Genomic DNA, 18,979 nt, shown 5'->3' with positions numbered 1-18,979 from the left:
GCGCTCCCGGGCGACAGCGTAATCCGCGTCACCCCTCGGACCAGGTCTTCCGCAATCGGTGTTTCGTGAGCAAATTTTGCGCCCCGACAAGGGCTTTCATTAGTTGCCGAGCATGGCGATCGGGTATTTGGCTAACGGAAGGCAATTGGCGCTCGGTGCGGCAGCCGGGTGGGCACCGGGCGACCTGGGCGCTCCCTCTAGACTGAGGTCAGGCACTTCGCCGCAACCCAGTGACAACGCACGTCGCTGCGCCGTTTTCCCAGGCCCGGCCGAAAGGACCCAGGTACTCCGTGACTCCGCAGGTCGATACCGTCAGCGCAGCCGCAGCAACCCCCGATGCGCCGCAACCGTACAAAGAACTCGGCCTCAAGGACGACGAGTACGCCCGCATCAAGGAGATCCTCGGCCGCCGCCCCACCGACGCCGAGCTGGCCATGTACTCGGTGATGTGGAGCGAGCACTGCTCCTACAAGTCCTCGAAGGTGCACCTGCGCTACTTCGGCGAGACCACCACCGACGAGATGAAGGCCTCGATGCTCGCGGGCATCGGCGAGAACGCGGGCGTGGTCGACATCGGCGACGGCTGGGCGGTCACCTTCAAGGTGGAATCGCACAACCATCCGTCCTACGTGGAGCCCTACCAGGGCGCGGCCACCGGCGTCGGCGGCATCGTGCGCGACATCATGGCCATGGGCGCGCGCCCGATCGCGGTGATGGACCAGCTGCGTTTCGGTGCGGCCGAGCACCCGGACACCCGGCGCGTGGTCGACGGCGTGGTGCGCGGTGTCGGCGGGTACGGCAACTCGCTCGGCCTGCCGAATGTGGGCGGCGAGACCGTCTTCGACGCTTCCTATCAGGGCAACCCGCTGGTGAACGCGCTGTGCGCCGGTGTCATGCGGGTCGAGGATCTGCATCTGGCCTTCGCTTCCGGCACCGGTAACAAGATCATCCTGTTCGGTGCGCGCACCGGCCTCGACGGCATCGGCGGCGTCTCCGTGCTCGCCTCGGACACCTTCTCCGGCGACGAGTCCGGCACCGGCCGTAAGAAGCTGCCCTCGGTCCAGGTCGGCGACCCGTTCACCGAGAAGGTGCTCATCGAGTGCTGTCTGGAGCTGTACGCCGCCGAGCTGGTGGTCGGCATCCAGGACCTGGGCGGCGCCGGACTGTCCTGCGCCACTTCCGAACTCGCGGCCGCGGGCGACGGCGGCATGCACATCGACCTGACCAAGGTCCCGCTGCGCGCCGCCAACATGACCCCCGCCGAAATCCTCTCCAGCGAATCGCAGGAGCGGATGTGCGCGGTCGTCAGCCCCGACAATGTGGACGCCTTCATGGCCGTCTGCAAGAAGTGGGACGTGCTGGCCACCGTCATCGGTGAGGTCACCGACGGCGAGCGCCTGGTCATCAGCTGGCACGGCGAGACCGTGGTGGACGTCCCGCCGCGCACCGTCGCGCATCAGGGCCCGGTCTACGAGCGCCCGGTGCAGCGCCCGGACTACCAGGACGCGCTGATCGCCGACAGCACCGACACGCTGTCGCGGCCCAAGACCGGTGAGGAACTGCGCGCCACCCTGCTCCAGATGATCGCCAGCCCGCAGCTGTGCAGCCGTCGCTGGATCACCGAGCAGTACGACCGCTACGTGCGCGGCAACACCGTGCTGGCCGAGCACGCCGACGCGGGCGTGGTCCGGATCGACGAATCCTCCGGCCGCGGTATCGCGCTGGCCACCGACGCCTCCGGCCGCTACACCAAGCTCGATCCCTACACCGGCGCCCAGCTCGCGCTGGCCGAGGCGTTCCGCAATGTCGCCACCACCGGCGCCACCCCGAAGGCCGTGACCAACTGCCTCAACTTCGGTTCGCCGGAGGACCCGGGCGTGATGTGGCAGTTCCAGCAGGCCGTGCGCGGTCTCGCGGACGGCTGTGTGGCCCTGGGCATTCCGGTCACCGGCGGCAATGTCAGCTTCTACAACCAGACCGGCCAGGACGCCATCCTGCCCACCCCGGTGGTCGGCGTGCTCGGCGTCATCGACGACGTGCACCGTCGCATCCCGACCGGCCTCGGCCTGGAGCCGGGCGAGACGCTGATCCTGCTCGGCGAGACGCACGACGAGCTCGGCGGTTCGATCTGGTCGCAGGTCGCCCACGATCATCTCGGCGGCGTACCGCCCAAGGTCGACTTCGCCCGCGAGCAGCTGCTCGCCGAGGTACTGACCTCGGGCTCGCGCGACGGCATGATCAGCGCCGCGCACGACCTGTCCGAGGGCGGGCTGGCGCAGGCCGTGGTGGAGGCCGCGCTGGCCGGTGAAACCGGTTGCCGCATCCTGCTTCCCGAGGGTTCGGACCCGTTCGTCCAGCTGTTCTCCGAATCCGCCGGCCGCGTGCTGGTGGCGGTGCCGCGCACCGAGGAGACCCGTTTCACCAAGATGTGCGACGCGCGCGGCCTGCCGTGGGTGCGCATCGGCGTGGTGGATCAGGGTTCGGACGAGATCGAGGTGCAGGGCCAGTTCACCGTGCCGCTGACCGAGCTGCGCACGGCGTTCGAGGGCACACTGCCCAAACTGTTCGGAGCGCACACCGCCTGATGAGCTCAGCGGCCGGAGGCGGTAGCGCAGCGTAACCATGGAGGCCGTAGCGAATCAGGCAAGTGGATACCGCCTGATGAGCTCAGCGGCCGGAGGCGGTAGCGCAGCGTAACCATGGAGGCCGTAGCGAATCAGGCAATCGAAAAGCGCTGATTGTCGGTCGCGCCCGCCATACTGTTCGGGTGCTCGAGAAGGCGGATGCCCTGACGAGGCTGCGTACGCGCGGCGTCGGAGTGGTGCGCCGGATCGAGCGGATCATCGATCTGAACTATGTCGGCCTGATCTTCGCGACGCTGTTCTTCGCGCTGTCGGTGACGCCGTCGCTGGTACCGCGGGACTGGCTGTTCCAGGGCCTGATCAGCGGGATCAACGCGGCGCTCGGCTACGGCGTCGGCTGCGTGCTGGAGTGGCTGTTCCGGGTCTGGCTGCGTCATTCGCCGAAGCTGGGGCCGCGGGTGCGCGAGGCGGTTCCACCCGCCTGGGTGCGGTACGCGGTGAAGGCGGCGATCTTGCTGACCGCCGCCCTGAGCGCCGGGTTCATGCTGGTGCAGTCGGCGCGCTGGCAGCGTGAGATCACCGCGCTGATGGGTATGGAGGGCACCACCACACCCGCCTACCTGCGGACCGGGCTGCTCAGCGTGGCGGTCGGCGCGGCCGTGGTCGCGGTGTACCGCACCCTGCGGGTGCTCGTCCTGGCCCTGGCCCGTCAGCTCAACCGCTGGATCCGGGTGCCGCGCGAATTCGCGCCGGCCCTCGGGCTGCTGCTGCTCACCATCTTCACGGTGACCGTGGTCAACGGTGTCGCGTCCCGCGCGTTGTTCGCGGTGGCCAACTCCGCGTTCAGCGTCCGCAACGACCACACCTCGGTGAACGCGGTGCAGCCGCTGGGGCCCGAACGTTCCGGCAGCCCGGCGTCCCTGGCCCGCTGGGAGACACTGGGTTTCGAGGGCCGCTGGTTCGTCTCGCACGGGCCGAGCGCGGAGCAGATCAGCGCGGTCACCGGGCGGCCCGCCCGGGAACCGATCCGCGCCTACGTGGGCCTGGAATCCGCCGACGGGCCCGCGGCGCAGGCCGCGCTCGCCGCCGAAGAGCTCGAGCGCACCGGCGCCTTCGACCGCGAGGTGATCGTGGTGGTCACCACCACCGGTACTGGCTGGGTGAACTCGCTGGCCGCCGGGGCGATCGAGTACATGTACGGCGGCGATACCGCGATCGTCGCCTCCCAGTACTCATATCTACCGAGCGTGCTGTCTTTCCTCGCCGACCGCGGCAAGGCCACCACCGCGGGCCGGGCGGTGTTCGACGCGGTGCATTCGCGCTGGTCCGCCCGGCCGCCGGAGGAGCGGCCCCAGCTGCTGGTCTACGGCGAGAGCCTGGGCTCGCAGGGTTCGGAGGCCGCGTTCGACGGTCTGTCGGATCTGCGCGCGAAGGTCGACGGCGCGCTGTGGGTCGGTCCGCCCAACTCGAATCAGATGTGGAAGCAGCTGGTCTCGCGCCGCGATCCGGGTTCACGCGAGGTGCAGCCGATGTACGCCGACGGCCTGGTGGTGCGGTTCGCCGCCGACCGCGCCGATCTGGCCCGCCCGAGTACCGAGTGGCGCCCGCCGCGCATCGCCTACCTACAGCATCCCTCGGATCCGATCGTCTGGTGGTCGCCGGATCTCATCTTCTCCCAACCGGATTGGCTGGCCGAGCCGCGCGGGTCCGATGTCTCCTCGCAGATGCGCTGGTGGCCTTTCGTCACCTTCTGGCAGGTGGCCGCCGACCTGACCAATGCCCAGGGCGTCACCGACGGCCACGGCCACCGCTACGGTTCCCTGGTGCTCGACGGCTGGGTCGCCATCGCCGAACCGCCGGGCTGGACCGCGGAACTCGCCGAGAAGATCCGATCCGAGCTGGTGCTCGCGGAAGACCTGGAGCGCGAACAGAAGTGAGCCGTCCTGCCAGAATCGTCGCCGCGGTGGGTGTTCCGCTGCTCTGGCACAACTGGCTGCTGCCCCGCCTGGCGCTGCGCCTGCGGGGGCGCACCGCGGCGAACGCCGTCTTCGCCACTGGCTACGCGCTGCTGTTCGACGGTGCACCGCACTGGTTCTCGGCGCGCGGCCTGCGCCTGGGCATGCTTTCGGTGCTGCCGGTCGCGGCCGGATACGCCGCGGCCGTGGCGATTCCGGAGCTGCGCCGGGGCGTGCTCGAACTGGCCGATGCCGAGCCGGAGGTGCCGGTCGCCGAATGGGCCGGGATCCACATTCCGATCGGCACCGTCTACAGCGAGGAACTCGTCTTCCGGGGCACCCTGGATCCGTTGCTGGACAAGGAGTTCGGGCCGTGCGCCGGCACCGTCCTTGGCGCGGCCGCATTCGGTTTGTGGCACATCCATCCCGCGCGCGCCGGTGCGGACAGCGTCGCGGGCACCGTCGCGGTGACCGCGCTCGGCGGACTCGTCTTCGGCTGGCTGCGGCGGCGCACCGGCAGCGCCACCGCCCCCGCGCTGCACCACTGGGCGCTCAACGCGGGCGGTGTCCTCGCGGCGCGGCTCGCGCGACGGTGCGAGGCTGTCGGGGCCGCCCAGTAGTCTCGCCCGCATGGCCGGACGCACCACTGTCGACCCCGCCGAGCTGCGCGCAGCTGTCGCGGCGGTGACCCCTTGGCTCCTGGACGAATCCGCGGCCGCCCCGGCGCGCGCCGAGCTGGCCGCCGCCGTGCGCGCCACGGTCCGGGCCCTGGCCGCCTCCGCGCCGGGCCATTCGGTGGAGGTACGGGTGCCGCCGTTCGTCGCCGTCCAGTGCGTCGAGGGCCCGCGACATACGCGCGGCACGCCCCCGAACGTCGTGGAGACCACGCCCCGCACCTGGCTGCTACTGGCCACCGGCCTGCTCGACTTCGACGTCGCGGTCGCCGACGGCGCGGTCACCGCCTCCGGCAGCCGCGCCGCCGAGGTCGCGCACTGGCTCCCGATCGCGAAGGCCGCGAGTTGACCTAACGGTCGCCGACGATGATCTCCGCGCCCCGGTGCAGGCCCTTGCGGTCGTAGAAGCGGGTGACCACCACGCCGAGCGCCAGCCCGATGGCCAAGCCGAGCATCGACATCCACACGCCGCGTGCCAGCCCGGATTCGAAATTGCCATTGAAATAGAGGATCGCGCGCACCCCGAGGAAGACCTGGTGCATCGGCTCGAACTGGGCCAGCCAGCCGAAGTACGGCGGCGTCGCCTCGATCGGGACGGTGCCGCCGGAGGAGGGCAGGCCCAGAATGATGAACAGAATCAGGTTCACCAGCAGACCCGCCGAGCCGATGGCCGCGAGCACGGCCAGCCCGGTGATGCCGACCGCGGCGATGGCCAGCACGCCGAACAGGTACAGCCCGAACCAGTTCGGGATCGGCATGCCGAGCGCCTGGCCGACCACGACGAACACACCGGACACCACCACCGACGTGACGACCATGACACCCCACTTGATCAGCAGGGTCTTGAACCGCGAGATCCGGGTCCGCGGATAGTGCACGAACCACGGCCCGTATTCGGTGGGCACGATGCCCAGCGCCGCGTCGATCATGGTGTGCACGGTCATCGACCCGACCAGACCCGCCAGCAGGAGCAGCAGCGCGTAGAAGAAGGCGGTCAATCCCTCGCCGGTGCCCGCGGGCAGCCGGCGGAACGGTTCGACGATGATCTCGACCGGGTCGGCCAGCGTCAGCCGGGTGGCGCCGGTCAGCTCGGGCGCGGTGCCGCCCGCGGCCAGCTGAGCGCGCACCTGCTCGGTGAGCTGTTCGCCGACCTGTTTGTCGACCTGGGTGAGCGCCTCGGCGCCGACCTTCTGCACGATATTGGTGACGAACGCGCCGGTGCGCGGATTGGTCTGCAGGGTGATGATCGGCTTCTGGATGTCACCGGGGACCACGCTGCCGACACCGAGGATGCCGAGCCGCTTGCTGAAGTCGCTGGGAATGATGATGGTCCCGTAGACCTTGCCGGACTGCATCTGCAGTTCGGCCTCGTTGATCCCGAGCTCGCGCAGGTCGATCTTGTCGGCGGGGATGTTCTGCCTCATACCCGCGGCGACCTGGTCGCCGAAGTTCACCCGCTGCTGCGCGCCGGGCGGGCCGGTGACTTCGCCCTCGTCCTGGTTGACCAGTGCGATCGGGAAGTCGTGCAGGTTCTTCTCGGGGTCGACCACGTAGTCGAGATACATGGTGCCGAGCAGGGCCATGAACAGGGTGAGCACCGCGATCGGGGCCAGCCAGGCACGGGGCCGCAGGCGCTGGGCCGGGGTCGCTTCCACATCCGCCGATGTCGTCACGTGGGGACGGTAACAGCAGATGAGGCCGATATTCGGCAGGTCGTGCGGGTGTCCCGGATCACTCGCGGCCGGTGATTGCCGCCGGTATGCGGTGGCGGTGGTCCGGGCGCTATTTCCATCCGTAGAATGGGGATGCCCCCAGCCCGCCCGAATAGGGAGCAAACGTTGACCGACGTCAGCCAGGCCGTCAATCCCGATCAGGACGAGAACGAACCACGCGAGGAGTGTGGCGTTTTCGGTGTCTGGGCCCCCAGCGAGGACGTGGCGAAGCTCACGTACTACGGGCTCTACGCATTGCAGCATCGTGGCCAGGAGGCGGCGGGCATCGCCGTATCCGATGGTTCGCAGATCCTGGTGTTCAAGGATCTGGGCCTGGTCAGCCAGGTGTTCGACGAGCAGACGCTCGCCGCGATGCCCGGTCATATCGCGGTCGGCCACTGTCGCTACTCCACCACGGGCGGCGTGACCTGGGAAAATGCCCAGCCGATCTTCCGCACCACCGCCGTCGGCTCCGGACTTGCCCTGGGCCACAACGGAAATCTCGTCAACACCGCCGAATTGGCCGGTCGCGCACGGGAACTCGGCCTGGTTGGCGCACCGGTGCAGGGCGGGCGTCCGCAGCCGGTGGGCGCGACCTCCGACTCCGATGTGATGACGGCGCTGCTCGCGCACGCCGCCGCCGACTCCTCGATCGAGCAGGCCGCCATGGAGCTGCTGCCGCAGCTGCGCGGCGCCTTCTGCCTGACCTTCATGGACGAGCACACCCTCTACGCCGCCCGCGATCCGCACGGCGTGCGCCCGCTGTGTCTGGGCCGGCTGGAGCGCGGCTGGGTGGTCGCCAGCGAAACCGCAGCATTGGACATCGTGGGCGCGGCATTCGTGCGCGAGATCGAGCCGGGCGAACTGCTGGCGATCGACGCCGACGGCGTGCGCTCCATGCGCTTCGCCAATCCCGAACCCAAGGGTTGCGTCTTCGAATACGTCTATCTGGCCCGCCCCGACTCCACCATTTCCGGTCGTTCGGTGCACGCCACCCGCGTCGAGATCGGCCGCCGCCTGGCCAAGGAGCATCCGGTCGACGCCGACCTGGTCATCCCGGTGCCGGAATCCGGCACTCCCGCCGCGGTCGGGTACGCGCAGGGCTCGGGCGTTCCGTACGGCCAGGGCCTGATGAAGAACGCCTATGTCGGCCGCACGTTCATCCAGCCCAGCCAGACCATCCGCCAGCTCGGTATCCGGTTGAAGCTGAATCCGCTGCGCGAGGTGATCCGCGGTAAGCGGCTCGTCGTGGTCGACGATTCCATCGTGCGCGGCAATACACAGCGTGCGCTGGTGCGCATGCTGCGCGAAGCGGGCGCACTGGAGATCCACGTCCGGATTGCCTCGCCGCCGGTGAAGTGGCCCTGTTTCTACGGCATCGACTTCGCCTCGCGCGCGGAGCTGATCGCCAACGGCGCGGGCGCCGACGACAGCTACGACGACATGGTGGAGGCGGTGCGCCGCTCGATCGGCGCCGACAGCCTCGGCTACATCTCCACCGACGGCATGATCGCCGCCACCGAGCAGCCGCGTTCGCGTCTGTGCGCCGCCTGCTTCGACGGTGACTATCCGATCGCGCTGCCCACCGAGGCGGCGATCGGCAAGAACTTGCTCGAGGGCATGCTGAGCTCACCCACCCCGCCGTCTCCGCAAGCTCCGACGGCTAGCCACCCCCGGGCCGGGCAGCCGGAAGCCGCACTGCTGAGCGAGAACGCGAACGCGAGCGCGCTCAGCCGCCCGTAGCGTGCCGTGGCGTCCTCGAGACACAGCTAGCACCCGAACGATCCCAACCTGGACATTCGACCTGTCAAGGGGTCTCTCCATGCGCCGGACACCGTTCGTCTGCTAACACCCCCGTGATTTTTTCTTCGAAAACGCAACTCCCACGAAATGGTTCCTGGGTAGGTTCCCCGGATATATCGCTAGTTCACCGTGTCCGCACCCGCCCTGTGATCCAGGGCGACCAGGTGCGGACACGCACGAGAAGTGGGGCCTGATGATGGTTTCGAAGACGCCCGGGCGGCAGCGCACCAGAACGAGAGTTATCGCGGCCGTCGGCCTGGCCGCGCTCGCGTCGTCCGTGGTGGCGGGGTGTGGTTCCGGTAAGCAGGACGACGCGGGTGACGGCGCTGGATTGGTTGTCGGCACCACGGACAAGGTCTTCTCCCTCGACCCGGCGGCCGCCTACGACAATGGTTCGCTGGTCGCCGAGACCCAGATCTATTCGTATCTGCTGAATTTCGAGCCCGGCGACACCACGCCCAAGCCCGATGCCGCCGAGAAATGCGATTTCAGCGCGCCGACCGTCTACACCTGCAAACTCAAGCCCGGCCTGAAGTTCGCCAACGGGAACCCACTGACCGCCACAAGCGTCAAGTTCTCCTTCGACCGCATGATCAAGATCGATGATCCGAACGGTCCGCGAGCGCTGCTGCAGAACCTGGACAAGACCGAGGTCGGCGACGAACTCACCGTCAACTTCACGCTGAAGGTGCCCAACGACCAGACCTTCCCGGCCATCCTGCCGACCCAGGCGGGCCCGATCGTCGACGAGAAGGTCTATCCCGCCGACAAGGTCATGCCCGACGAGGACGTGGTGAAGGCCAAGGGCTACTCCGGCCCGTACACCATCACCAGCTACGACAAGAACAAGCTGGTCGAGTATCAGGCCTACCCGGACTACAAGGGCATCCTGGGCACCCCGAAGACCAAGCAGATCTCCGCCAAGTACTACGCGACCAGCGACAACATGAAGCTGGATCTGCAGAACGGCGCGCTGGACGCGGCCTACCGCTCGTTCACGCCCACCGACGTGGAATCGCTGAAATCCTCGGACAAGGTGAAGGTGCACGAGGGCCCCGGCGGCGAGCTGCGCTACATCGTGTTCAACATGAACACCATGCCGGGTGACAGCCCTGAAAAGAAGCTGGCCATCCGCAAGGCGATGGCGTCCACGGTCGATCGTGAGGCGCTGGCCACGGGCGTCTACAAGGGCACCTACCTACCGGCGTACTCGCCGGTGCCGCAGGGGCAGCCGGGCGCGATCGAGCCGTTCAAGGAGCTCTACGGCGCGGCGCCGAGCAAGGAGAAGGCGGCGAAGTTCCTGGCCGACGCGGGTGTCGCCACCCCGGTCGAGCTGAACCTCCAGTACAACCCGGACCACTACGGGCCCTCCAGCCCGGAGGAGTACGCGGCGGTCAAATCGCAGCTGGAAGCCAGCGGGCTGTTCAAGGTGAATCTGCAGTCCACCGAATGGGTTTCCTACCAGCGGGAGCGGGCCCGCGACGCATACCCGATGTACCAGCTGGGCTGGTTCCCGGACTTCCCGGATCCGGACAATTACCTGACCCCGTTCTTCGCGCCCAACAACTTCCTGGAATCGCACTTCGAGGATCCCGAGATCACCCGGCTGCTGACCGCGGAGACCACCGAGCCGGACAAGACCAAGCGGCTCGAGATCATCAAGCAGATCCAGAAGGAAATCGCCGACAAGCACATCCCGACGCTGCCGCTGCTGGCCGGTAAGCAGATCGCGGTGGCCGGCACCGGCGTGCAGGGCGTGGTCCTGGACGGTTCCTTCAAGTTCCGATACACGACGCTGAGCAAGTGACCTCGGTGGAGAAAGCCGAGGCGGGACCGGAGCCGGTCCCGCCCCGGCGGTTCGGGCTGCCGCGATTCGGTAGGGGCGACACTCGTCACGCCGCCCTGCTGCGGTATTTGGGTGTTCGGTTGCTGATGATCCCGTTGACGGCGTGGATTCTGGTGACCGTGGTGTTCTTCCTGATGCGGGTGATCGGTGACCCGATCAGCGCGGCCATGGGTGGACGCATGACGCAGGCGCAGATCGAGGAGCGCAAGGCGGCGGCCGGGTTGAACCGGCCGATCCTGACCCAGTACTGGGAGTACATCTCGGATCTGGTGCGCTTGGATTTCGGTCGCTCGCAGGATAATCGGGAGATCGGCGAGGTCATCACGACCTACGGCGCGGCGACCCTGGAGCTGGTGTTCTGGTCGCTGCTGGTGGCCTTCGCGGTCGGCGTACCGCTGGGCAGATGGGCGGCGACGCACCGGGATTCCGCCTCGGACGCGGTGCTGCGGATCTTCGCGATCCTGGCCTACGCCGCGCCGGTGTTCTTCGTCGGCCTGCTGCTGAAGCTGGTGTTCTCGGTCAAGCTGGGCTGGCTGCCGGTGGCGGGCCGGGCCAGCACCAATGTCGAGCTGCGGTTGCAGCACGTGTCGCCGAAGACCAACATCCTGGTGATCGACGCGATCCTCTACGGCGACACCAGCTACTTGATCGACGTACTGAAACACGCTGTGCTGCCTGCCATCGCGCTGGGCCTGCTGACCGCGGGCGTGTTCCTGCGGCTGGTGCGGATCAACCTGATCCAGACCCTGCGCAGCGGCTATGTCGACGCGGCGCGGGCACGTGGGCTGTCCAGTCGCGTGGTCACCGGACGGCATGCCTTCCGCAACGCGATGATCCCCATCGTCACGGTGATGGGCATGTACATCGCCATGATGCTCGGCGGTGCGGTACTCACCGAGACCACCTTCGAATGGAAGGGGCTCGGGTTCCAGCTCGCCGAATATCTCAAGGCGCGTGACTTCATCGCCGTGCAGGGCATCGTCGCGTTCATCGCGGTGGCGATCGCGCTGATGAGCTTCATCGTGGACGCCATCGTCGCGTTGATCGACCCGAGGGTGAGGTTCTGATGACCACACCGGAACTGCTCAACGAGCCGATCGTGACCCCGCCGGTGGTCGGGCCGCGCCGCGGTATTCCCGGGCTGCGGTTGTTCTCGATGACCTCGGGTTTGCAGCGGGCCACGCTGATCTTCGGGCTCGCACTGATCGCGCTGTTCGTCCTCGCCGCGATCTTCGCGCCGCTGCTGGCACCCTACGGGTTCTCCCAGATCCAATCCGACGGCGTGGACTTCGTGCGCCAGCAGGCGCCCTCGGCGCAGCACTGGTTCGGCACCTCGGTGCGCGGCGAGGACGTGTTCTCCCGCGTGCTGTTCGGCGCCCGCACCGCGCTGTACGTGATCGTCACCTCGCTGGTGCTGTCACTGCTGGTCGGCGTGCCGCTGGGGCTGGTGTCCGGCTATGTCGGGCGCTGGCTGGACCGCGTGCTGGTGCTGTTCATGGACGCGATGTACGCCTTCCCGACGCTGCTGCTGGCGATCGTGGTGTCCATCGTGGTCGCGGGCGGTACGTCCAGCAGCTTCGGCGGTGTGCTGTCGGCGGCGGTCGCCATCACGGCGATCTTCGTCCCGCAGTATTTCCGGGTGGTGCGCAATGCCACCGTGGCGGTGAAACAGGAGCCGTACGTCGACGCGGCCCGGGTTACGGGCGCGTCCACCGCGCGCATCCTGTTCCGGCACATCCTCGCCAATGTCACCCAGTCGCTGCCGGTGATCGTCACGCTGAACGGCGCCGAGGCCATCCTCACCCTGGCGGGCCTGGGCTTCCTCGGCTTCGGCATCGAGCCGACCCAGGCCGCCGAATGGGGCTACGACCTGAACAAGGCGATTTCCGATGTCTCCAACGGCATCTGGTGGACCGGCATCTTCCCCGGTGTCGCCATCGTGCTGGTGGTGCTCGGCATGACCCTGGTCGGGGAGAGCCTGAACGAGGTGCTCAACCCGTTGCTGCGGACCCGGCGGACGGCCCGGCCGACCACCGTCGGCAGCGATGTCGTCGTCGGCGAATCCGGCGCTCCCGATATGGCGGTCGCGACCGAGGATTCGGGCGCCGACCTGAGCAAGGAGTCCCGAGCTGAGTAACGAACAGTCAGCCGCGGCGACCGCCGCGCCCGCGCTGTCCATCGAAGGGCTGTCGGTGACGTTCGCCACCGACGCCGGACCGGTGCACGCGGTCAGCAATGTGTCCTACGAGGTGTTCCCCGGTGAGGTGCTCGCCATCGTGGGGGAGTCCGGGTCCGGCAAGTCGGTGAGTTCGCGCACGGCCATGGCGCTGTTGCCGAGTACGGCGCAGGTCACCGGTCTGGTCACGCTCGGCACGCAATCCATCACGGCAATGAGCGAGAAACAGCTGACCGCGCTGCGCGGCGGGGCCATCTCCATGGTCTTCCAGGAGCCGGGCTCGGCGCTGGACCCGCTGTTCACCGTCGGCTTCCAGATCTCCGAAGCGTTGCGCGCGCACCAGGATATGACCAAGAAGCAGGCCAAGGCGCGGGCGGTGGAACTGCTGCGCATGGTCGGGCTGCCCGATCCCGAGCACCGGGTGGACTTCTACCCACACCAGCTCTCCGGCGGGCAGAAGCAGCGCGTGGTGATCGCCATCGCCATCGCCTGCGAGCCCAAGGTGATCATCGCCGACGAACCCACCACCGCCCTGGACGTCACCGTGCAGGCCGAGATCCTGGAATTGTTGCGCGATCTGCGTGATCGCATCGGTAGCGCGATCGTCCTGATCACCCACAACATGGGCGTGGTCGCCGATCTCGCCGACCGCGTCGTGGTGATGTGGAACGGCGCGGTGGTCGAAACCGCGCCGGTGGACGAGCTTTTCGCGAATCCGAAACAGCCCTATACACAGAAGTTGCTGGCAGCTGTGCCGCATCTCGGCGCCCGGTCGACATCCACTCCGGCGGCCGAAACCGCGGCGAAGGACCCGGTGCCGGGAGAGTGGGCCTGCGAGCCGGATCGCGGCTCGGCCGGGCAACCTGTCCTCGAGGTCCGTGACCTGGTGGTGGAATTCCCGGGGCCGTTCGGTCGACCGCGGTTCCGCGCCGTCGACGACGTCAGTTTCACCATCTCGGCCGGCGAAACAGTCGGCCTGGTCGGTGAATCCGGCTCGGGAAAGTCCACCATCGGGCGGTGTGTGGCCGCGCTGCAACGACCCAGCTCGGGCACGGTCCTGGTCCGTGGTGAGGACATCGGCAAGCTGTCCCAACGTCAGCTGCGGCCGTTGCGCAAGAGCTTCGGTTTCGTCTTCCAGGACCCGGCGACCTCGCTCAACCCCCGGCTCACGGTCGGTGAGTGCGTCGCCGAGCCGTTGCTCGTCCACAAGATGGGCACCGCCGCCGAGATCAGGGTGCGGGTCCGCAAGATGCTCGACGATGTGCAGCTACCCGCCGGCACCGAACGCCGATACCCGCACGAGCTCTCCGGCGGTCAGCGTCAGCGCGCGAGCCTGGCCAGGGCCCTGGTCACCAACCCGGATCTGCTCGTCGCCGATGAACCCACCAGTGCGCTGGACGTTTCCGTGCAGGCGGCGGTGCTCGACCTGTTCGGCGAACTGCAGCGCGAGTGCGGCTGGGCGTGCCTGTTCATCAGCCACGACCTGGCCGTGGTGGACCAGCTCTCGGACCGCATCGTGGTGCTGCGCAACGGCGGCGTCGTCGAACAGGGACCACGCGATGCCATCCTGCGCGCACCGCAACAGGACTACACCCAGCGCCTGGTGGCCGCGGTCCCGGTTCCGGACCCGATCGAGCAGCGCCGTCGGCGGGCGGAAACCGCGGCGTTGTTCGCCACGGAGGCGACGTAATGGCACGTACGACCGGCAGAAGTCGCGGGGAGGCGGGCTGGCCGTTATCGGGTTCCGGTAGCGTGAGCAGGCATCTATCCGCCGATTCGGTTTGGAGCTTTCCCCGAAAATGACTGAACAGACCCCCTCCGGTACCGGGGCTTCCTACGCCGCCGCCGGCGTGGACATCGAAGCCGGTGACCGCGCAGTCGAGTTGTTCGGACCATTGGCGAAGAAGGCCAGCCGTCCCGAAGTACAGGGCGGTCTGGGTGGCTTCGCCGGTTTGTTCGCGCTCAAGGGTGGCTACCGCGAACCGCTGCTCGCCGCCTCCACCGACGGCGTCGGCACCAAGATCGCGGTCGCGCAGGCGATGGACAAGCACGACACGGTCGGGCTCGACCTGGTCGCGATGGTGGTCGACGACCTGGTGGTCTGCGGCGCCGAGCCCCTGTTCCTGCAGGACTACATCGCCATCGGCAAGGTCGTTCCGGAGAAGGTCGCCGAACTGGTCTCGGGTATCGCCGAGGGCTGTGTGAAGGCGGGTTGCGCGCTGCTGGGCGGCGAGACCGCCGAGCATCCGGGTCTGATGGATCCCGACGACTACGACCTGTCCGCCACCGGCGTCGGCGTCGTCGAGGCCGATTCGGTGCTGGGTCCGGACCGGGTGCGTCCCGGTGACGTGGTCATCGCCATGGGCTCCTCGGGCCTGCACTCCAACGGCTACAGCCTGGCCCGCAAGGTGCTGCTCGATATCGACCGGATGTCGCTGACCGGGCACGTCGAGGAATTCGGCCGCACCCTGGGCGAGGAGTTGCTGGAACCGACCCGGATCTATGCCAAGGACTGCCTGGCGCTGATTGCCGAGACCGACGTGCGCACCTTCGCCCACGTCACCGGTGGCGGCCTGGCCGCCAACCTCGCCCGGGTGCTGCCCGCCGGGATGGTGGCCGAGCTGGATCGCGGTACCTGGAGCCCGGCGCCGGTGTTCAAGATGATCGCGCAGCGCGGGCGTGTCGAGCGGGTCGAGATGGAGAAGACCTTCAACATGGGCGTCGGCATGGTCGCCGTCGTCGCGCCCGAGGACGTGGACCGGGCGCTGGCGGTGCTCACCGCCCGCCACATCGAATGCTGGACCCTCGGCACGGTGAAGAAGGCCAAGGACGCCGCCGCGGTGCGTGCGATCCTGGTGGGCGAGCACCCGCGCTTCTGAGCTCTGAAACCTCGAAGGCCCCGGCTTCCGGCCGGGGCCTTCGGTGTGTCCGGAGGTGTTGGCGGCCAAGGGAATCGGGCGTGCCCCAGGTACGACTCAGCGCCCCGCATCGAATCGATGAGGGCGCTGATTTCGTTATGGCGAGCCTCGCGTTCGCCAGACCGGTGTCAACGTTCGAAGGGGGAGGCCCGCCGGCCTCCCCCTTCGCCGAAGATCCGAATCTCAGCGGCGCCAGTCGTCGTCTTCATCCCAGCGGGATGAAGACTCGTCTGCGTCGTGCTCGTCGGACAGCACTCCACCACTCGGCTGAGAGTTGGGGCTACCCGCGAGCTCGCGCTGAAGGCTCGCGAAGTCGGTGTTATGCGTGCTGTACTTCAGCTCGCGTGCAACCTTGGTCTGCTTTGCCTTAGCCCGGCCACGGCCCATGGCTGACCCCCTCGCGTCACTGCGGGGCGGCCTGGGGTTTGTTGGCGGCCCCGTTCGAATTAATACTCTTCCTGACAGACACTTTAGCGTGTGTCCGGCGCTCGCGCTTCCAGGAGTGGGGGAAGTGCTCCGGAAGTGGTGTGTTTGCCCGGTTGTCGCCGTCCGGCCCGGTTGCCTACAGCGCGCCCGGGATCGCCCGGATCACCCCGACCCGGGCCCCACCGCCCATGATCGGCTGCGCGGCGAGTTCGCTGTGCGCGTCGGTCCATTCGACTCCGAGCCGCTGCAAAACAGCCAGCGTCAGGGGCATTCGCGCGCGGTCGTGGCCGTCATCGATCTTGTAGGCGAACGCCGATCCGTCCGGCAGCGCGCCCGCGTGCACGCCGTCGGCGCCGATCTTGCAGACCAGTCCGGGCGTGGCCCCCATGGCCAGCAGATCGGCCCCATTGGTGCCGGAAATCACTCGCGGATGGGCGCGAATCGCCTCGGCGACTCGCCGCTGCGGTGAGCCGGGCGCGGCGGTGACCATGGCGGCGAACGCCCGCGCGAGATTCACCAGCGACACCGGGATGATCGGCAGGCCGCAGCCGTCGATCCCGAGATCGGTTTCCGGTTCGCCGGTGAGCTCGGCGATGGTCGCGATCACCGACTGTTGCAGCGGATGCTGCTCGGCCAGGTATCCCTCGGTCGGCCAGTCGTTGATCTTGCAGGTCGCCAGCATGGCCGCGTGCTTGCCCGAGCAGTTCATGTAGATCCGGCGCGGGTGCCCGGCACTGACGGCGGTGGCCCGGGCGCGCTCCTCGAACGGATAGTCGGCCGGGCATTGCAGCTGCTTCTCGTCGAAGCCGTACCGGTGCAGCAGCCGCTCGACCAGGTGGACGTGCTCGGGTTCACCGAAGTGCGAGGCGGTCGCGATCGCCAGCTCGGCGTCGTCGACCGGGTCGAAACCGTTGCGCAGCAAGGTGATCGCCTGCATCGGCTTATTGGTCGAGCGCGGGAAGATCGGCAGGTGCACCGCGCCGCGCTGCACCACCGGCTCGCCGTCGGCGCCGAGCACCACCACCGAGCCGCGATGCACGCACTCCCGGAAACCGGACCGGACCACTTCGACCAACTCGACGCTCATGCGCGCGCTCCCGTTCGCTGTGCCGCGGCCCGAGCGGCGCCCGCGTGCCGTCGCTCGTGCCGGTCGATCTGCATGCGGATGTCGTCGGAGAGCGTCGGTTCCACCGCGCGCAGCCGACGCAGCCGGTCCAGGTCGGCGCCGGTGAATACGTCGCGGACGGTGATGCCGTGTTCCGGGACGTGCACCACCCGGACCTCGTCACCCGCGCCGATGCTGCCCTCGATGAGTACCCGCAGGTAGGCGCCGGTGTCGCTCTGCGTGGTGAAGCGTTTGACCCAGTGCGCCTCGCCGGCCCAGTGCTGGAAGACCGCGCACGGCACGCGCGGCGCGCTGACCTCGAGCAGGGTGTCGCCGATCGCCCAGCGTTCGCCGAGCACCGCGTCGCTGACCGCGAGCCCGTCGATGCGCAGGTTCTCGCCGAACCACCCCGCGGGCAGGTCGCGGCCGAGTTCCGCGGCCCAGCGCTCGGCGTCGGCCCGGGCGTAGGCGTAGACCGCCTGGTGCACGCCGCCGTGGTGTTTGGTGTCGGCGACATGGTCACCGGCCAGGCCAAGCGCGCGCACCGCGACCCGACCGTCGACCGGGCGCTTGTCGATCGCGGTGCGGCCGACCCGGCCCGGTACCTGGCGCTCGGCGTGTACGACGCAGACCGCGAGCACCTCGCCCGGCATCATCGGCCGCGCAGCCGATCGACGGCGAGGCGGCCGGCCTGTGGTGCGTCGTCGGCGGGCACCGAGTCGGGGTCGATCGCGGCGGCGGTCGGCCCGGCGGTGAGCGCCGCGTCGGCGGGAACGGCGCGTTTGATCAAAGCCAGTGCGATGGGGCCGAATTCGTAATGGTCGATGACGGTGCCGAGGCGGCCGACCGTGCGGCCCCCGGCGGTGACGTCCTCGCCGGGCGCGGGACGCGCGTCGGCCGAGCCATCCAGGTGCAGCAGCAGCAGCTGGCGCGGCGGCTTGCCCAGGTTGTGTACGCGGGCGACGGTCTCCTGCCCGCGGTAGCAGCCCTTGTTCAGGTGCACCGCGCCGTATTCGTCCGCACCACCGATCCAGCGGGCCTCGTGCGGGATGGTGCGCTCGTCGGTGTCCAGGCCGATTCGGGGACGCAGGGCGGCCACCCGCAGCGCCTCGAAGGCCCACATACCGGCGGGGGTGGCACCCGCGCCGGTCAGCTTCGTCCACCAGTCGCCGAGGTGTTCGCGGGGGATGACCAGGTCGTAGGAGTCGGCGGTGGGCCAGGGCATGCGCCGCAGGAAACCGCCGCCGGGCAGCGGCACGGCCGCCAGCACCGCGGGCAGTTCGGGGATCCCGAGCGCGCCGGTCAGGTCGGTGGCGCCGGGGCCGAGCAGGCTCAGCACCGCGTACTCGGCGGCGGCCGGTTTCGCGTCGGCCCAGAACACCATCTTCTGCAGGAACGCCAGCAACTCGGGCCCGCGCTCGGCCTCGGTGTCGATCCAGACGGTCTCGGCGAGCTCGGTCTGCACGAAGTGGTGCAGTACCCGGCCGTTGAGGTCGAGGTCGAGATTCTCCGCCGAGCGGCCGTCGGCCAGGGCCGCCACATGCTGGCTGGTGATGGTGTGCAGCCAGCTCAGCCGCTCTTTCCCGGTGATCGTCAGCACGAAGCGATGCGAGCGATCGACGATCGCCACCCGCTGCGCGGCCGCGCGCTGTTCACCGAAGGGATCCCCGTAATGCCAGGCCACCGCGGCATCCGGAGAATCCGGAAACCCCGCGACGGCACCCGGGACGGCAAGCAAGGGACTGGGCGCAACGACCACGGACACGTAAACCACTCTAGGCG

The 18,979-nt window shown here is 68.6% G+C and carries 15 protein-coding genes; 10 read left to right on the top strand and 5 right to left on the bottom strand.

Annotated elements, in window-relative coordinates:
- Positions 1 to 290: 290 nt before the first annotated feature.
- The 4 genes from purL to ACFVMC_RS03355 all read left to right on the top strand — a co-directional run bounded on the left by purL (position 291) and on the right by ACFVMC_RS03355 (position 5,560).
- Positions 291 to 2,585, top strand: a complete 2,295-nt coding sequence (gene purL, locus ACFVMC_RS03370; protein ID WP_379206438.1) for a phosphoribosylformylglycinamidine synthase subunit PurL — start codon at positions 291 to 293, stop codon at positions 2,583 to 2,585.
- Between the two features lie 182 nt (positions 2,586 to 2,767).
- Positions 2,768 to 4,519 (top strand): alpha/beta hydrolase, encoded by a 1,752-nt coding sequence (locus ACFVMC_RS03365; RefSeq protein ID WP_379206437.1) that lies wholly within the window; start codon positions 2,768 to 2,770, stop codon positions 4,517 to 4,519.
- The gene (locus ACFVMC_RS03360; RefSeq protein WP_379206436.1) at positions 4,516 to 5,157 is read left to right on the top strand and encodes a CPBP family intramembrane glutamic endopeptidase; all 642 of its coding nucleotides are present in this window, start codon (positions 4,516 to 4,518) and stop codon (positions 5,155 to 5,157) included. Before ACFVMC_RS03365 ends, ACFVMC_RS03360 begins: the two co-directional genes overlap by 4 nt.
- A gap of 10 nt (positions 5,158 to 5,167) precedes the next feature.
- A complete protein-coding gene (locus tag ACFVMC_RS03355) occupies positions 5,168 to 5,560 on the top strand; it encodes a sterol carrier family protein (protein ID WP_379206435.1) in 393 nt (130 codons plus the stop codon).
- Position 5,561: 1 nt separating this feature from the next.
- Here ACFVMC_RS03355 and ACFVMC_RS03350 read toward each other — a convergent pair whose 3' ends face one another.
- A complete protein-coding gene (locus tag ACFVMC_RS03350; protein ID WP_379207793.1) occupies positions 5,562 to 6,794 on the bottom strand; it encodes a YhgE/Pip domain-containing protein in 1,233 nt (410 codons plus the stop codon).
- Positions 6,795 to 7,049: 255 nt separating this feature from the next.
- Between ACFVMC_RS03350 and purF the strand changes: the two genes are divergently transcribed.
- The 6 genes from purF (at position 7,050) to purM (ending at position 15,627) form a co-directional block, all read left to right on the top strand.
- Positions 7,050 to 8,666, top strand: coding sequence for an amidophosphoribosyltransferase (purF, locus tag ACFVMC_RS03345; RefSeq protein ID WP_379206433.1), 1,617 nt, complete (start codon positions 7,050 to 7,052; stop codon positions 8,664 to 8,666).
- Positions 8,667 to 8,919: 253 nt separating this feature from the next.
- Positions 8,920 to 10,533, top strand: a complete 1,614-nt coding sequence (locus tag ACFVMC_RS03340; protein WP_379206432.1) for an ABC transporter substrate-binding protein — start codon at positions 8,920 to 8,922, stop codon at positions 10,531 to 10,533.
- A 95-nt stretch (positions 10,534 to 10,628) separates the two neighbouring features.
- Entirely contained in the window at positions 10,629 to 11,639 is a 1,011-nt protein-coding gene (locus ACFVMC_RS03335; protein WP_379207791.1) for an ABC transporter permease, read from the top strand.
- Positions 11,640 to 11,728: 89 nt separating this feature from the next.
- On the top strand, positions 11,729 to 12,709 hold the full coding sequence (locus ACFVMC_RS03330; RefSeq protein ID WP_379207789.1) for an ABC transporter permease: 981 nt from the start codon (positions 11,729 to 11,731) through the stop codon (positions 12,707 to 12,709).
- Positions 12,702 to 14,438, top strand: a complete 1,737-nt coding sequence (locus ACFVMC_RS03325; RefSeq protein ID WP_379207787.1) for an ABC transporter ATP-binding protein — start codon at positions 12,702 to 12,704, stop codon at positions 14,436 to 14,438. Before ACFVMC_RS03330 ends, ACFVMC_RS03325 begins: the two co-directional genes overlap by 8 nt.
- Before the next feature lie 109 nt (positions 14,439 to 14,547).
- Complete coding sequence (gene purM, locus ACFVMC_RS03320) at positions 14,548 to 15,627, top strand: phosphoribosylformylglycinamidine cyclo-ligase (RefSeq protein WP_379206430.1); 1,080 nt, start codon at positions 14,548 to 14,550, stop codon at positions 15,625 to 15,627.
- Positions 15,628 to 15,849: 222 nt separating this feature from the next.
- Here purM and ACFVMC_RS03315 read toward each other — a convergent pair whose 3' ends face one another.
- The 4 genes from ACFVMC_RS03315 to ACFVMC_RS03300 form a co-directional block, all read right to left on the bottom strand.
- On the bottom strand, positions 15,850 to 16,053 hold the full coding sequence (locus ACFVMC_RS03315) for a DUF3073 domain-containing protein (protein ID WP_379206428.1): 204 nt from the start codon (positions 16,051 to 16,053) through the stop codon (positions 15,850 to 15,852).
- 175 nt (positions 16,054 to 16,228) lie between these two features.
- The gene (locus ACFVMC_RS03310; protein ID WP_379206426.1) at positions 16,229 to 17,179 is read right to left on the bottom strand and encodes an asparaginase; all 951 of its coding nucleotides are present in this window, start codon (positions 17,177 to 17,179) and stop codon (positions 16,229 to 16,231) included.
- Positions 17,176 to 17,850: an MOSC domain-containing protein gene (locus ACFVMC_RS03305; RefSeq protein WP_379207785.1), complete on the bottom strand. Its 675-nt coding sequence runs from the start codon at positions 17,848 to 17,850 to the stop codon at positions 17,176 to 17,178. The genes ACFVMC_RS03310 and ACFVMC_RS03305 overlap by 4 nt, the downstream gene beginning before the upstream one ends.
- Positions 17,850 to 18,962 (bottom strand): YgfZ/GcvT domain-containing protein, encoded by a 1,113-nt coding sequence (locus ACFVMC_RS03300; protein ID WP_379206424.1) that lies wholly within the window; start codon positions 18,960 to 18,962, stop codon positions 17,850 to 17,852. Before ACFVMC_RS03300 ends, ACFVMC_RS03305 begins: the two co-directional genes overlap by 1 nt.
- Positions 18,963 to 18,979: the final 17 nt, after the last annotated feature.

It is taken from the genome of Nocardia sp. NPDC127579, assembly GCF_042672005.1.
Classification (GTDB): Bacteria; Actinomycetota; Actinomycetes; order Mycobacteriales; family Mycobacteriaceae; genus Nocardia.
This window is presented reverse-complemented; position numbering and strand designations above follow the sequence as displayed.

What these genes read in the sequence shown, in the direction of transcription:
- ACFVMC_RS03355 (WP_379206435.1), top strand. Translation starts at nt 5,168, where the DNA reads ATGGCCGGACGCACCACTGTCGACCCCGCCGAGCTGCGCGCAGCTGTC.
- ACFVMC_RS03350 (WP_379207793.1), bottom strand. Translation starts at nt 6,794, where the DNA reads ATGGCCCTGCTCGGCACCATGTATCTCGACTACGTGGTCGACCCCGAG.
- ACFVMC_RS03340 (WP_379206432.1), top strand. Translation starts at nt 8,920, where the DNA reads ATGATGGTTTCGAAGACGCCCGGGCGGCAGCGCACCAGAACGAGAGTT.
- ACFVMC_RS03330 (WP_379207789.1), top strand. Translation starts at nt 11,729, where the DNA reads ATGACCTCGGGTTTGCAGCGGGCCACGCTGATCTTCGGGCTCGCACTG.
- purM (WP_379206430.1), top strand. Translation starts at nt 14,548, where the DNA reads ATGACTGAACAGACCCCCTCCGGTACCGGGGCTTCCTACGCCGCCGCC.
- ACFVMC_RS03315 (WP_379206428.1), bottom strand. Translation starts at nt 16,053, where the DNA reads ATGGGCCGTGGCCGGGCTAAGGCAAAGCAGACCAAGGTTGCACGCGAG.
- ACFVMC_RS03310 (WP_379206426.1), bottom strand. Translation starts at nt 17,179, where the DNA reads ATGAGCGTCGAGTTGGTCGAAGTGGTCCGGTCCGGTTTCCGGGAGTGC.
- ACFVMC_RS03305 (WP_379207785.1), bottom strand. Translation starts at nt 17,850, where the DNA reads ATGCCGGGCGAGGTGCTCGCGGTCTGCGTCGTACACGCCGAGCGCCAG.